Genomic DNA, 13,649 nt, shown 5'->3' with positions numbered 1-13,649 from the left:
TCCTTCGTGGACTCCTCTTCTGTGCGCTCCTCGCCCTGTGCCCGTCTCCTGCGCGACGCGCCGGGTGATCGGTCGGTCCCGCATAGTGCCCCTATGGACGAGACCTCGTACGCGTGGGCCGCTTTGGGCGGCGATCCAACCCTGCTCGCCCGGCTCTCCGTGATCGAACGATCAGGAACGCTCCCGGCGCGGCTTCCGGTACGGGAAGTGGCGCGGGCCTCTGTGAGCGTGTGCGCGCTGGCGGCGGCGGAGTTGGCGGCGCTGCGGGCGGGAGCGGGGGCGGCACCCGTGCGCGTGCCGCGGGTCCGGGTGGACGACGGGGCGGTGGAGGCCGCGTTCACCAGTGAGCGGCGGTTGCTGATCGATGGGCGGGCGCCGGTCTCGTTCGCGCCGCTGTCCCGGTTCTGGCGGGTGGCGGACGGCTGGGTCCGCACCCATGCCAACTATCCGCATCACCGGAGACGGCTGCTGGACGCCCTCGGGCTACCCCGGGACGCCTCGGCCGAGGCCGTCGGTGAGGTGCTCGCGGGACGGGCCGCCCTGAAGGTGGAGGAGACGGTCCAGGGCGCTGGGGGCCTCGCCGTCGCAGTGCGGACACCGCGCCAGTGGGCCGGGCACGCACAGGGGGTGGCGGTGACCGCACAGCCTCTGGTGGAGCGCGAGCGGCTCGGTCCCGGGCGCGCGCGGGCCGGTGCCTCTGGCTAGCTCCCCGCTGCTTCCGGCGGCCGGGCTGCGCGTGCTGGATCTGACCCGGGTCATCGCGGGCCCGGTCGCCACCCGCACGCTCGCCCTGCTGGGCGCGGACGCGCTGCGCCTGGACCCGCCCTGGCTGCCCGAACTTCCCGACCAGCACATGGACACCGGTTTCGGGAAACGCTCGGCGACGCTGGACCTGACCGCGGACCGGGATCGGTTCGAGGACCTGCTCGGCGCGGCGGACGTGGTCGTGATGGGCTACCGTCCGGGCGCGCTGGACCGTCAGGGACTGTCCGCGCGGGCGCTGGCCGAGCGGCGACCGGGCCTGGTCGTGGCGCAGTTGTCGGCGTGGGGCGCGTACGGGCCCTGGGGTGGCCGTCGGGGCTTCGACAGCCTCGTCCAGGCCGCCACCGGCATCGCGGTGGTCGAGGGCGCTCCCGAGCGGCCCGGTGTGCTTCCGGCCCAGGCGCTGGACCACGGGACGGGATATCTACTCGCGGCCGGGGTGCTGCGGGCGCTCACCGATCGGGCGGGGGACGGGGACGCGCGCGTGGTGCGGGTGGCGCTGGCGCGGACGGCCGAGTGGCTGAAGGGCGGGGCACGCGCGCGGGGCACCCGGGAGGCGGGGCTGATCCCGGACACGGCGGAGCCCGCTCCGGACACGGCGGCGATGGAGGCGAACGGGCGGGACCGGGGGCGGGGCCCGTCCGGTGCGCTGTCGGGCGCACGGGAGGCTGCCGCCCGTGGCGGGCCCGGACCGTGGCTCGCCGAGCGGGACAGCCGGGTGGGGTGGCTGCGGTACGCGCTCCCGCCGGTGGCCTTCGACGGCGGGCCGACGGACTGGGCGACGGCGCCCGCACCGTGGGGCTCCGACACGCCCCGATGGTCATGAGTACGATGCCTGCCGGAATCGTACGTATGGCCGGAATGCGGTCATGTCCGTTGCCCTCTGGTCCTTGTCCGGTGGTGCGCGACTGGTGATGATCTTGAGGTGACCTTGATACGACCGACCGCCGAGACCGCCGACGACGGCGGCCCCGACGAGCGGCGTCCCGGAACGGGCCGGGCCGTCGCCGTGCTCGTCCTGGTGACGCTGGGCGCGCTGATACCGCTGCTCGGGCCCTCCGCGGCGCTCCAGGGCACCGGGGAGGATCCCGCGCCGGGCGTGGGCGGCATCGCCCTGCTGCGCACGCTGCTGTTCACGGCGCTGTGCGTTCCGGTCGGTGAGCTGTTCGTGCAGCGGCTCTCCAAGCGGCTGCCGGGCGCCCCGGAGGTACTCCCCCGCAGTTGGGCGCTGTACGCGGCAGGGGTGGGGTTCCTGGCCGCGCTGGGGCTGGCCTCGGTGGTCGCGACCGGGAATCTGGTGCCGGGCGACCTCGGTGAGATCGACGTCGGCGGCCTGTACGCGTCGCGCGACGGGAAGCTCGCGCTGCTGGAGCTCAACGCGTTCGCGCTGGCGGGGCTTCTGGTGCTGTTCGGCAGCCCGCGCGCGCAGGTGTGGCCGCTGGCGGCGATTGCGGTGGCGGAGGCCCTGCGCGCGCACCCCACGGTCGAGCACAGCCCTCTGGTCGGTTCGGCGCTGACGCTGGTCCATGTGACGTGCTCGGCGCTGTGGGTGGGCGGCCTGGTGTACGCGTTGCGGACGCTGCGCCTGTGGGGCGGGGGGTCCGCCAAGGGTGCCGGTCACCGTGCTGTTGCCGGTCGCCGTGCCGGTGCCGGTGCCGGTGCCGCACTGCTGGGGCTCTACGCGCGCGTGGCCGCCGTTCTGCTCGCCGCGACCACCGCGACCGGCATCTGGAGCACCTTGCGGCGGATGCCGCCGGAGACGGTGGTCGAGCAGCTCACGGAGACGGCGTACGGGCGGGTGCTGCTCGCGAAGGCACTGCTGGTGGTCGTCGTGGCCGCGCTGGCGCTGTCGGCGCGGAACCGGCTGCGCCGCGTGTCCGATCCACTGACGTCCTACGCGCCCGCGCGGGCGGAGGTGGTGGTGCTGGGGGTGGTGGTGGCGGTCTCGGGACTGCTGACGGCCCTTCCGGTGCCGATCCGCTGGTGAACGGATGCGCTGGTGACGGCGGTGCCGATCATTTGTCCGGGAAGTGATCGCTCACGGTTCGTCCGGTCGGTGGGGACGGCCGGGGCCCTGCACGTCGACTCGCGCTGATCGTTCGCTCAACACACCGTGCGTGAGCAGGAACTGCGCGGCGATGTAGGTGAGCATCACCCAGAAGTCGGGCCGGGGCAGTTGCGGCCACTCGGCGACACCCGTGGCGATCAGGGTGTCGGAGAGCAGGAAGAGCGCGCCACCGGCCGCGGCGACCGGGCCGACGCGGATGGCCGCCAGGTACGCCATCGCCGTGAGCAGGGCGCTGTAGGCGGCCACCGGGACTCTGAGGTCGGCCGGCAGATCGGGCCAGAGCAGGGCGACGGCCCCGACGAGGGCGAGCGCATAGGCGGGGACGAGCAGGGCGGCACGCGCGCGGGACGGGCCGGTGCGGCGGAACAGTACGAGATAGCAGACGTGCCCGACGGCGAAGGAGCCCATGCCGGCCAGGAAGGCGGGCTCGGCGTCGGTGAGGAGCAGGACGTCGCCGCCCCAGCCGAACAGCAGGGCGGCGATCAGCAGCCGGGGCGCGCCGCACAGGGCGGCCCAGGTCGCCAGCAGGGGCATCAGAAGCGGCTTGGCGGCCAGGTGCCCGGCGTCGAACCCGGCCAGCAGGGAGCCGAGGTCGACGGCGACCGCGAGGGCGAACAGTGCCGGGACGAGCCGCCCGAGGGCCGGCCGGCCGGAGGTCGGGGGAAGGGGAGAGGAAAGGGGACGACGGGGGAACGGACCGGTGGCGGGCCGGGGGGAGGGCGTACGGGTCCGGTCCATCAGGCGACCACGGTCTCTCCGGTGGCGTTGCCGGCCTTCTCGGCAGTGTCCGCGCCTGCCGTCCTGGCCGCCCCCTTGGCAGCGTTTCCGTCGGCCTTCTCCTCGGTGTTCTTCTCCGTGTTATTCGGGGCGTTCTTCTCGGTGTTCCCGTCGGCCCCCGGGCGGTGGTCCGCCGGTTGCCAGCCCGGACCGCGGAAGACATGGCCTACGCGTTCGCGCCAGTCCGCGGCCGTCTTGAGGTCGCTCGCGATGGCGGCGTATTCGTGGGTGGCGACCTTGAGCGGGTTGTAGGTGCGGATGTTCTTGGTGAGGCCGAAGACAGGGCGTTCGGTCTCGACGACGAACGAACCGAACAATCGATCCCAGACGATCAGGATCCCGCCGAAGTTGCGGTCGAGATAGCCGCCCTGGGAGGCGTGGTGGACGCGGTGGTGGGAGGGCGTGTTGAAGACGTACTCGAACCAGCGCGGCATCCGGTCGATCCGCTCGGTGTGGATCCAGAACTGATAGACCAGGTTGGCCGAGGAACAGAACGCCAGCGCGGCCGGATGAACACCGACGGCGATCAGGGGAACGTAGAACGGCCAGACCGTCAGGGATGTCCAGGGCTGGCGCAGGGCGGTGGTGAGGTTGAACTTCTCGCTGGAATGGTGGACGACGTGGCAGGCCCACAGGACGCGGATGACGTGATGGCCCCGGTGGGACCAGTAGTAGAAGAAGTCCTGGGCGAGCAGCATCAGCGGGATCGTCCACCAGAGCACGGGGACACGCAGGGGGGTCAGTTCGTGGACCGCCGTGTAGATCGCGACGACCGGGATCTTCCACAGGAGGTCGAAGGCGAGGCTGCCGAGGCCCATGGTGACGCTGGTGGCGGCGTCCTTGGCCGCATAGCCGGCGGCGTCCTCGTCGGGATGGACGCGCACGCTGATCATCTCGATCACGGTGAGCAGCACGAAGGCCGGGATCGACCACAGCACGACATTGGGCAGGTTCGGCATGCAGGCACCGTAAGGCGGCCCGTCGCCCGCGACCAGACGTTGTTACCGACAAGTATTACCGGTGGTAGGGCCGGAATTGTTGGCGGCCCTCACCAATGGACCACCCGCTCCGGTCCGCCATGCACCCGTTCGGGACGGCCGCGGGCTCGCCCGGGGCGTGATCGATCACCGGATGCGTGATCGAACGATCAGATGCGCGCCGGTCCCCGGGGACGATCGTTCGTTCATACTCCCGCCGCGCCCAGCAGCGTCCCGGCCGCATAGGTGACGCCCATGGCGAGGACGCCGCCCGCCACGTTCCGCAGCGCCGCCCGGCGGGGGTCGGCGGAGCCGAGGCGGGCGCTGCTCCAGCCGGTGAGGACAAGAGCGGCCAGCACCGAGACCACGGTGACCGGCAGCCGCCAGTCGGCGGGCGGCAGCACCATCGCCAGCAGCGGCAGCAGCGCGCCCACGGTGAAGGACAGGAAGCTCGCCCAGGCGGCGTGCCAGGGGTTGGTGAGCTGATCGGGATCGATGCCCAGTTCGACGCTCGCGTGCGCCTTCAGCGCATCGCGCCGGGTCAGTTGGACGGCGGCCTCGCGGGCCACGTCCCGGGACAGACCTCGGCCCCGGAGCAGTTCGGTCAGCTCCTCCAGTTCGGCCTCGGGCTGCTCGCGCAGTTCGCGCTTCTCCAGGGCGATGGCGGCCAGTTCGGAGTCGCGCTGGGTGGACACCGAGACGTACTCCCCCGCCGCCATGGACATCGATCCGGCGAGGAGTCCGGCCAGGCCGGCGGTCAGCAGGGCCGAGCGGTCGCCGGTGGCGCCCGCCACGCCGACGACGATGCCTGCCGTGGACACGATCCCGTCGTTGGCGCCGAGCACGGCCGCCCGCAGCCAGTTGAGCCGTTCTCCGAGCGCGCCTCCGTGGGCCTCGTCGTGCGTTGGTTGTGTCACACCGCGAGGATCGCACCCGGGGCGCGCGCACGCGCGTACCGACTCGTGCGCGCCGGAGGCGACGGGGCGCTGCGGAGCGAACGCCACCGGTCAGCCCGGACGCGGCACCAGAGGACGAACTCGCCTCCGGGCAAGCCGCCTTGAGGGGGCGTCCCGCGCGCGGGTACCGGTTCCGGTGGCGCGGGGGGCGGGTTCGCGGGGCGACTCGACGCGCTGTCAGTCCGGGCCCGTATCCTCAGTGACCATGCTCGAAGACCTTACGACGGCAGGCTCCTTGCCCCTGCCGTGGCCGGCCGCCTATCCGACGGGGTACGCGGTCGTCGACGTGGAGACGACCGGACTGGCCCGCGACGACCGGATCATCTCGGCGGCCGTCTACCGGCTGGACGCGCGCGGTCAGGTCGAGGACCACTGGTACACGCTGGTCAATCCGGAGCGCGATCCGGGGCCGGTGTGGATCCACGGTCTGACGACCGACCAGCTCGATTCGGCGCCGCTCTTCCGGGACATCGCCGAGGAGTTCGGGCAGCGGCTCGCGGACCGGGTGCTGGTGGCGCACAACGCGGTCTTCGACTGGCAGATGATCGCGCGGGAGTACGCGCGCGTGGAGAGCCGCCCGCCGGTGAGTCAGCGGCTGTGCACGATCGCGCTGTCCAAGGCGCTCGCGCTGCCGCTGCCCAATCACAAACTGGAGTCCCTCGCGGCGCACTTCGGCGTGGTCCAGCAGCGGGCGCACCACGCGCTGGACGACGCGCGGGTGCTGGCCGAGGCGTTCCGGCCGAGTCTGCGGTCGGCGGCCGAGGGCGGGCTGCGGCTGCCGTTGCAGGAGTGCCGCCCGCTGACCGAGTGGTCGGACGCGCCGGCGCCGCGCATCGGGCAGCAGGCGGGCGGCTCGGGCGGCGGATACAGCGGCTACGGCGGCCATGGCGGCTCCGGGAGCTACCGGCCGGGCACCTGGCGGCCGGCGCGGAAGCGGCCCGCCTGCCCGTATCCGAACCCCGGGCGGTACGCGGACGGCGGGCGGCTGAAGCAGGGCATGCGGGTGGCGTTCTCCGGCGACACCTCCGTCGAGCGCGAGATGCTGGAGGACCGGGCGATCGAGGCCGGGCTCCATGTGGCGACCAGCCTCTCCCGGCTGACGAGCCTGCTGGTCACCAATGACCCGGACTCGGGCACATCGAAGCTGGTCAAGGCGCGGCAGTACGGGACGCCGGTGGTCGACGAGGCGGCCTTCGGCCAGTTGCTGCTGGACGTGGAGCCGGCGTCGGAGCGGTGACCGTACGGACGGGTGATTGTGCGCGACTCGCCCGGTCGCCGCTCGCCCGTGCCCGGCGGACCACTCACCCTGTGGCGCATGGCGACATGTGAGGTTTGCGGCAATCACTACGGAATGACCTTCGAGGTGCACGCGCAGGGCGCGGTGCATGTCTTCGACTGCTTCTCCTGTGCGATCCACCGCATGGCACCGATCTGCGAGCACTGCCGGGTGCAGATCATCGGCCAGGGGGTGGAGGTCGACGGCCACTGGTACTGCGGTGCGCATTGCGCCCGCGCGGAGGGACGGACGGGCATTGTCGACCGGGTCTGAAACGAACGATCAGGCACCTGAACGAACGATCACCATCACCTTTCGGCAAGCCATCACACCTCCGCCCGAGCGAACGACCGTCCGGCGAACGCCCGGCATTCATCTGTCCGCCGCGCTCAAGCGATCATCTGTTCACGTTCGACGATCATGTGTGAGCGTTCGGTCAGCACAGCCCTCTGAGCCCGGTCCCGCCCCACCTCCGACCCCCGCGCACGGCGTGCCGTGTGCCGAGGGGTACGGTCGTGGGGTGTACCGCTTCCTGTTGTCCCGGCAGTGGATTCTGCTGACCCTGCTCTCCGTCGCGCTCATCCCGACGATGATCGAGTTGGGTTTCTGGCAGATGCATCGCTACGAGGAGCGCACCGCCCGCAACGACCTGGTCGCCGACGCGCTCGGCGCCCCGGCGGTGCCGGTGGAGGAACTGACGTCCCCCGGGCACACGGTCACCACCGGCGAGCGGTACCGCACGGTGAGCGCCATCGGGCACTTCGACACCGAGCGGCAGGTCGTCGTCAGACGGCGGGTCAACGCCGACGAAGCGGTCGGCGTCCACGTCCTCACGCCGTTCGTGCTGGCGGACGGCAAGGTGCTGCTGGTCAACCGGGGCTGGATCGCGACCGACGGTCCCAGCCAGACCGTGTTCCCCGAGGTGCCCGCACCGCCGGACGGCGAGATCACCGTCACCGGGCGGCTGATGCCCGACGAGACGACCGAGGCGAGCGGGATCAAGGACCTGGAGGGGCTTCCCGACCGGCAGATCATGCTCATCAACAGCGCACAGGAGGCGGACCGGCTGGACGCCGAGGTGCTCGGCGGCTACGTCGTCCAGACCACTCCCGAGCCCCGGGGCGGCACACCGCAACTGATCGGAAAGCCCGGCAACGAGGACGCCGCCCTCAACTACGCGTACGCCATCCAGTGGTGGCTGTTCGCCGCGGCCGTGCCGGTCGGCTGGGTGATCCTGGTGCGCCGTGAGGCCCGCGACAAGAAGGGCCCGGCGGACGTGGAGCAGACGCAGGACCCGCGACCGGCCACGGTGTAACCCCGCGACACGCCGAGCGGCGGTCGTTTCCCCGGGTACCCGGGTGCGGCACAGGCGACACGCCGAACAGCGCCCGCTCCCCCTGGGCACCCCTCGGTGAGGCACCAGCGACACGCCGACCGGCCCGCCCCCACCGCCGCGGCCCCGCCGACACCCCCACGGCCCCGGCCAGCCCCGCGCCCAGCACACACGCCCCACCCCACCCCCGTCACCCACCCGGCCCCCACCCCCGATTGCCGACCCGCCGGTACGGGAACCCGGAAGCCGTGCACCCGTCCAACGACACCCGGGCGCGTGGGCAGGCCGCCGGCGACCCGGGCACCGCCCGCCGCATCGAGGACTACGCCCTGATCGGCGACGAGCAGACCGCCGCCCTGGTGGGCACGGACGGCTCCGTCGACTGGCTGTGCCTGCCCCGCTTCGACTCGGCCGCCTGCTTCGCGAAGCTCCTCGGCGACGAGGACAACGGCCACTGGCGCATCGCCCCCGTACGGGCCACCGGGCGCTGTTCCCGGCGCGGCTACCGCCCCGGCACCCTCGTCCTGGACACCGACTGGGAGACCGACGAGGGCGCGGTCCGGGTCACCGACCTGATGCCGCAGCGGGACCGGGCCCCCGACCTCGTACGCGTCGTGGAAGGGCTGCGCGGGCGGGTCACGGTCCGCAGCACCCTGCGGATCAGGTTCGATTACGGATCGATCGTTCCGTGGATGCGCAAGTCCGACGGGCACCGGGTGGCGACCGCCGGTCCGGACTCGGTGTGGCTGCGCAGCGAGCCTCCGGTGCGCACCTGGGGCAAGGACTTCGGAACGCACTCGGAGTTCACGATCGGACCGGGTGAGCGAGTCGCGTTCGTGCTCACCTGGCACCCCTCGCACGAACCGCGCCCGCCGCTCACCAACCCGTTCCAGGCGCTGCGCACCAGCGTGGACGACTGGCGCGCGTGGACCGCGCGATGCACGTACCAGGGGCCGCACCGGGAGGCCGTGCTGCGTTCGCTGATCACGCTCAAGGCGCTCACCTACAAGCCGACCGGGGGCGTGGTGGCGGCCCCCACGACCTCGCTGCCGGAGACGCTGGGCGGGGTGCGCAACTGGGACTACCGGTACTGCTGGCTGCGGGACTCCACGCTCACCCTCGGCGCGCTGCTCGCCGTCGGCTACCAGGAGGAGGCCCAGGCGTGGCGTGACTGGCTGCTGCGGGCCGTGGCCGGTGATCCGGCCGATCTGCAGATCATGTACGGCCTGGCGGGCGAGCGGCGGATGCCGGAGATGGAGGTGCCGTGGCTGGCCGGGTTCGCCGGTTCGTCGCCGGTACGGATCGGCAACGACGCCGTGCGCCAGCTCCAGCTCGATGTGTACGGCGAGGTCATGGACTCCCTGGAGCTGACCCGGCACGAGGGGCTGACCGTACGGCCCGACATGTGGGCGCTTCAGCGGGCGCTCATGGAGTGGCTGAGCGAGCGGTGGCGGCAGCCGGACGAGGGACTGTGGGAGGTGCGCGGCGAGCGGCGGCACTTCGTGCACTCCAAGGTGATGGTGTGGGTGGCCGCCGACCGCGCGGTGCGCGCCCTGGAGGCCCAGCCGGAGCTGGGCGGCGATCTGGACGCCTGGCGGGCGATGCGCCATGAGGTGCACCGTGAGGTGTGCGAGCGCGGATTCGATCCGGAACGGAACACGTTCACGCAGTACTACGGCTCCCGGGAACTGGACGCCTCGGTGCTGCTCATCCCGCGCCTGGGCTTTCTCTCGCCGCGCGACCCGCGCGTGATCGGCACCGTGGACGCGATCCGCGCGGAGCTGGACCACGGGGGACTGCTGCGCCGGTACACGGCCGAGGAGAGCGGCGTGGACGGGCTGCCGGGGCGCGAGGGAGCGTTTCTGGTCTGTTCGTTCTGGCTCGTGGACGCGCTGCACATGACGGGCCGCACGCGAGAGGCGCGCGAGCTGTTCGAACGGCTGGTGTCGCTCGCCAATGATGTCGGTCTGCTGTCCGAGGAGTGCGATCCGGACACGGGACGTCATCTGGGCAACTTCCCGCAGGCGTTCAGCCATATCGGGCTGGTGAACTCCGCGCTCGCGCTCTTCGGGAGCGGCGGGGCACCATAGGGGCCATGGATCTTGGACTGAAGGACCGCGTGTACATCGTCACCGGGGCGACACGCGGGCTGGGCAACGCGGTCGCGCGGGAGCTGGTCGCGGACGGCGCGAAGGTGGTCGTGACGGGCCGCGACGAGCGGACCGCGGCCGAGGCGGCACGGGCGCTGGGGCCGAACGCGGCCGGGGTCGCCGCCGACAACGCCGACCCGGGTGCGGCGGAGCGGCTGATCGCGACCGCGCGGGAGCGGTTCGGCGGCCTGGACGGGGTGCTGGTCAGCGTCGGCGGGCCGCCCGCGGGGTTCGTGGCGGACACCACCGACGAGCAGTGGCGGGCGGCGTTCGACTCGGTGTTCCTGGGCGCGGTACGGCTCGCCCGCGCGGCGGCCGACGTGCTGCCGAGCGGAGGCGTGATCGGGTTCGTTCTGTCGTCGTCGGTGTACGAACCGATCCCCGGGCTGACCGTTTCCAACGGGCTGCGGCCGGGGCTGGCGGGGTTCGCCAAGGGACTGGCAGACGAACTCGGGCCGCGCGGTGTCCGGGTGGTCGGGCTGCTGCCGGGGCGGATCGACACCGACCGGGTGCGCGAACTGGACGGGCTCTCCGCCGATCCGGTGGCGTCCCGCGCGGCGCACGAGGCACGGATCCCGCTGCGGCGGTACGGGACGGCGGAGGAGTTCGGCCGCGCCGGAGCGTTTCTGCTGTCCCCCGCCGCGTCCTATGTGACCGGCGTCATGCTCAGTGTCGACGGGGGCGCCCTGCACGGGTTCTGATCCGAGCGGCGCGAACACGCGGATCGATACTGGTCGATCGATCAGCCGGCCTCGACCGCCGGGCCGACGGCGCGTCAGCTCACCCGTTCCGCCCGGTGCTTGACCGCGTTGAGGCGGACCTCCGCCGGAAGGGCCGCCAGGCCCGCCGAGTCGCGCGCGTGGGCGAGCGCCCCGGTGGTCAGCCGGTGCAGCGCCGTCCCGGGGTCCACATGGGGCTCCAGCAGCAGCCGTACGCGGGCCTCAGGGGCCGTTCGGCGGCCCTGGAGGTGGACGTGGGCGGTGTCCACGCCGTCGAGGTCGGCGGCCTCGGAGGCGAGTGCCTGTTCCAGCGCGGGGCCCCGCAGGACGGCGCCCTCGCCGTCGCCGGTGTCGACCAGCACCTCGCCGAGCCGGTGGCGGCGCAGGAGCGCGGTGAGCCACCACAGGGCCAGCAGCACCAGAACGGCCAGGACCGCGATGACGACCGGCCACCACCAGTCGTCCGCCCGCCAGCGGGTGCGCCGGGCGTCGCTGAGCAGGACGTCGTCGGGGCCGTCGTAGATCCACCAGGACGGGGGTTTCACCCCGAGGCCGACGGCGAGCACGGAGCCGCCGAACAGCAGCAGCACGAGGCCGAGGAGGCCGAGCAGGATCCGGTTGACGGTTCTGAGCACCGCGGTCACCCCTTCCGGCCGGGACGGCGGACTTGGACGGCGAGCGCGGGCGGCCGGGACAGGCCGAGGCCCCGGATCGCGTCGGTGAGCACCCCGTCGAGATCGGCCCGTACGTCGTCCAGGGGGCGGAAGTGGGAGACCGCGCGGACATCGGCGCGTCTGCGGCGCATCCGGACCCGTACGGACTGCACGCCGGACACCTCCATGGCCCGGTCGCGCAGGGCGAGCGCGGCGGCGTCGCGGCGCAGGCCCGCGCGGACGTCGGGGTGGACGCGGCGCATGGGGAGCACCGCGCGCAGACCGGGCGTCAGGGCGAGCACGATCAGCCACAGGCCGAGGGCGGCGGCGATGCCCGCCCCGGTGAGCACCCAGGTGTCGTCCAGGGGGCGTTCGGCGAGTTGCCGGGCCAGGTCGCGCCGCCAGCTCATGGCGGGGCGTCCGGCGCGGACGGCGGCGATGTCGTAGAGGAAGAGCCCGGCGAGGCCGAGGAGGAGCAGGGCGACGATCGCGGCGGGGACGCGCCGGGCGGACCAGAAGCGGCGCTGGTCGCCGCCGTCGCCGGTGCCGTCGAGCACGGGGGGCGGGTCGTGGGCGGCGGCCGAGGAGGACCGGTCCGGGCCGTGCCCGCGCGCGGGAGCGCCGTCGTCGCCGGAACCGGTGTCCTTGTCCAGGACCGGCAGTCGGCGGGTGGTGTTCTCGGGCTCCCGGGACTCGCTCATCGCGTCCTCTCCTGTGCGCCGCGTCCCGTCGGCGGATGCAGCCGTTCCACCTCGACGGCGACCTCCGGGACCTCCATGCCCACCAGCGCGCCCACCCGCTCGACGACATGGCGGCGCACCGCGCGGCAGCGGGCGCCGATGTCGACGGGGTAGGCCAGTTCGAGGTGCAGACGGATGTGGGCGGCCTCCGCGGGCGCCTGTTCCGGGCCCTGGGCCTGGGGGCGGATCACGACGGTGGCGTGCGGGTGCGCCGCGTCCTCGGGCAGCGGGCCGACCGCCTCGCGCGCCGCCTGTGCGGCCACCTTGGCGACGACCCGGTCCGCGATCCGGGTGGCCCCGCGCTCCCCGGGGGGAACGACCGGGCCCGCGTCCGGGGTGCCTCGCCCACCGCCGTCACGGAAGCTGTCACGGGAGCCGTGACGGCCATGGCCGCCAGGGCGTCCATGACTGCCATCGGCGTCCTGGGCGCCGTCCGGGGCATGGGGCGGTGTGCCCGCCCGGGTGCCGCCCGGCTGTCCGGCCCCGGTCGCGTTCCCACCGGTCACCGATGTCACCGCCGGCGGTTGTCACGTGTGCGGAAGAAGTCGCCCAGTTCCAGGTCGCCCTCCAGGAACCGGCCGGCCACGAAGCCGATGGCGCCCAGGGCGGCCACCAGCAGAAAGGCTCCGAATCCGCCGAAGTACCCGGCGAACCCCAGCGCCATCCCCGCGATCATTCCGACCACGGCCATGCTCATTCTGCGCTCCCCTCAGCGGTGCGGTTGTCCGGTCCCCGGCGGGTCACTGGATCCGGGGCTCCGGCTCCTCGTCCTCCTCGTCGGGCAGCTTCACATCACTGACCGCGATGTTCACCTCGACCACTTCCAGGCCGGTCATCCGCTCGACCGCGGCCACCACGTTCTCCCGCACGTCGCGGGCCACATCGGCGATCGACACGCCGTAGTCGACCACGATCTCCAGGTCCAGGGCGGTCTGTACCTCGCCCACCTCGGCCTTCACCCCGCGGGTGACCGCTTTCGAGCCGCCGGGCACCCGGTCGCGCACGGCGCCGAAGGTGCGGCTGAGACCGCTGCCCATGGCGTGCACCCCGAGGACGTCCCGCGCGGCGAGTCCGGCGATCTTCTCCACGACGCCGTCGGCGATGGTGGTCCGTCCGCGGGTCCCCGGGGCGCCGCCGCCGCGCCGGGTGCTCTTGCGTGTCTGTACGGGCGTGTCGGTGTCGCTGTCGGCACCCTGCGTCCGGTTCCGGTCCGTCGTGTCCGTCATCGCCGTACATCC

General features: G+C 73.1%; 13 protein-coding genes and 2 pseudogenes. 7 read left to right on the top strand and 8 right to left on the bottom strand.

The annotated features are described in order from the left end of the window. The first annotated feature begins 93 nt into the window (after window positions 1–93). Both AB0O01_RS15795 and AB0O01_RS15790 read left to right on the top strand, forming a co-directional pair. Window positions 94–1,588, top strand: a pseudogene (locus AB0O01_RS15795) (CoA transferase). A 105-nt stretch (window positions 1,589–1,693) separates the two neighbouring features. After that, entirely contained in the window at window positions 1,694–2,749 is a 1,056-nt protein-coding gene (locus AB0O01_RS15790) for a CopD family protein (RefSeq protein ID WP_365313779.1), read from the top strand. A gap of 51 nt (window positions 2,750–2,800) precedes the next feature. On the opposite strand, the gene AB0O01_RS15785 is transcribed toward AB0O01_RS15790, so the two are convergent. From AB0O01_RS15785 to AB0O01_RS15775, 3 genes are all read right to left on the bottom strand, one after another. Further along, the gene (locus tag AB0O01_RS15785; RefSeq protein ID WP_365313681.1) at window positions 2,801–3,568 is read right to left on the bottom strand and encodes a lysoplasmalogenase; all 768 of its coding nucleotides are present in this window, start codon (window positions 3,566–3,568) and stop codon (window positions 2,801–2,803) included. Then, the gene (locus tag AB0O01_RS15780; protein WP_365313680.1) at window positions 3,568–4,566 is read right to left on the bottom strand and encodes a sterol desaturase family protein; all 999 of its coding nucleotides are present in this window, start codon (window positions 4,564–4,566) and stop codon (window positions 3,568–3,570) included. Before AB0O01_RS15780 ends, AB0O01_RS15785 begins: the two co-directional genes overlap by 1 nt. Window positions 4,567–4,790: 224 nt before the next feature. Next, window positions 4,791–5,501: a VIT family protein gene (locus tag AB0O01_RS15775; protein ID WP_365313678.1), complete on the bottom strand. Its 711-nt coding sequence runs from the start codon at window positions 5,499–5,501 to the stop codon at window positions 4,791–4,793. Window positions 5,502–5,745: 244 nt separating this feature from the next. Here AB0O01_RS15775 and AB0O01_RS15770 point away from each other — a divergent pair, with 244 nt between their 5' ends. The 5 genes from AB0O01_RS15770 (at window position 5,746) to AB0O01_RS15750 (ending at window position 11,000) form a co-directional block, all read left to right on the top strand. After that, a complete protein-coding gene (locus tag AB0O01_RS15770) occupies window positions 5,746–6,777 on the top strand; it encodes a DEDDh family exonuclease (RefSeq protein WP_365313676.1) in 1,032 nt (343 codons plus the stop codon). A 78-nt stretch (window positions 6,778–6,855) separates the two neighbouring features. Next, a complete protein-coding gene (locus AB0O01_RS15765) occupies window positions 6,856–7,089 on the top strand; it encodes a hypothetical protein (protein ID WP_365313675.1) in 234 nt (77 codons plus the stop codon). Between the two features lie 247 nt (window positions 7,090–7,336). Further along, entirely contained in the window at window positions 7,337–8,131 is a 795-nt protein-coding gene (locus AB0O01_RS15760) for an SURF1 family protein (protein WP_365313674.1), read from the top strand. 332 nt (window positions 8,132–8,463) lie between these two features. Continuing rightward, window positions 8,464–10,239, top strand: a complete 1,776-nt coding sequence (locus tag AB0O01_RS15755) for a glycoside hydrolase family 15 protein (protein ID WP_365313777.1) — start codon at window positions 8,464–8,466, stop codon at window positions 10,237–10,239. Window positions 10,240–10,244: 5 nt separating this feature from the next. Next, window positions 10,245–11,000, top strand: a complete 756-nt coding sequence (locus AB0O01_RS15750; protein WP_365313672.1) for an SDR family oxidoreductase — start codon at window positions 10,245–10,247, stop codon at window positions 10,998–11,000. 74 nt (window positions 11,001–11,074) lie between these two features. Here AB0O01_RS15750 and amaP read toward each other — a convergent pair whose 3' ends face one another. The 5 genes and pseudogenes from amaP to AB0O01_RS15725 form a co-directional block, all read right to left on the bottom strand. Further along, window positions 11,075–11,662, bottom strand: coding sequence for an alkaline shock response membrane anchor protein AmaP (amaP, locus tag AB0O01_RS15745; protein WP_365313670.1), 588 nt, complete (start codon window positions 11,660–11,662; stop codon window positions 11,075–11,077). Continuing rightward, window positions 11,659–12,372 (bottom strand): DUF6286 domain-containing protein, encoded by a 714-nt coding sequence (locus AB0O01_RS15740; RefSeq protein ID WP_365313668.1) that lies wholly within the window; start codon window positions 12,370–12,372, stop codon window positions 11,659–11,661. The genes amaP and AB0O01_RS15740 overlap by 4 nt, the downstream gene beginning before the upstream one ends. Beyond that, window positions 12,369–12,728 (bottom strand): annotated as a pseudogene (locus AB0O01_RS15735) (Asp23/Gls24 family envelope stress response protein); the annotation flags it as partial. The pseudogene AB0O01_RS15735 and the gene AB0O01_RS15740, both read right to left, overlap by 4 nt. A gap of 194 nt (window positions 12,729–12,922) precedes the next feature. Continuing rightward, window positions 12,923–13,108 carry a hypothetical protein gene (locus tag AB0O01_RS15730; RefSeq protein ID WP_355735182.1) on the bottom strand — a complete coding sequence of 62 codons (186 nt, stop codon included), beginning with the start codon at window positions 13,106–13,108 and terminating at the stop codon, window positions 12,923–12,925. Window positions 13,109–13,151: 43 nt separating this feature from the next. Then, window positions 13,152–13,637 (bottom strand): Asp23/Gls24 family envelope stress response protein, encoded by a 486-nt coding sequence (locus AB0O01_RS15725; RefSeq protein ID WP_365313666.1) that lies wholly within the window; start codon window positions 13,635–13,637, stop codon window positions 13,152–13,154. Window positions 13,638–13,649: the final 12 nt, after the last annotated feature.

The organism is Streptomyces sp. NPDC093252 (assembly GCF_040683675.1).
Lineage (GTDB): Bacteria > Actinomycetota > Actinomycetes > Streptomycetales > Streptomycetaceae > Streptomyces.
The sequence above is the reverse complement of the archived record's forward strand: the minus strand, read 5'-3'. Positions and strand labels throughout refer to the sequence as shown.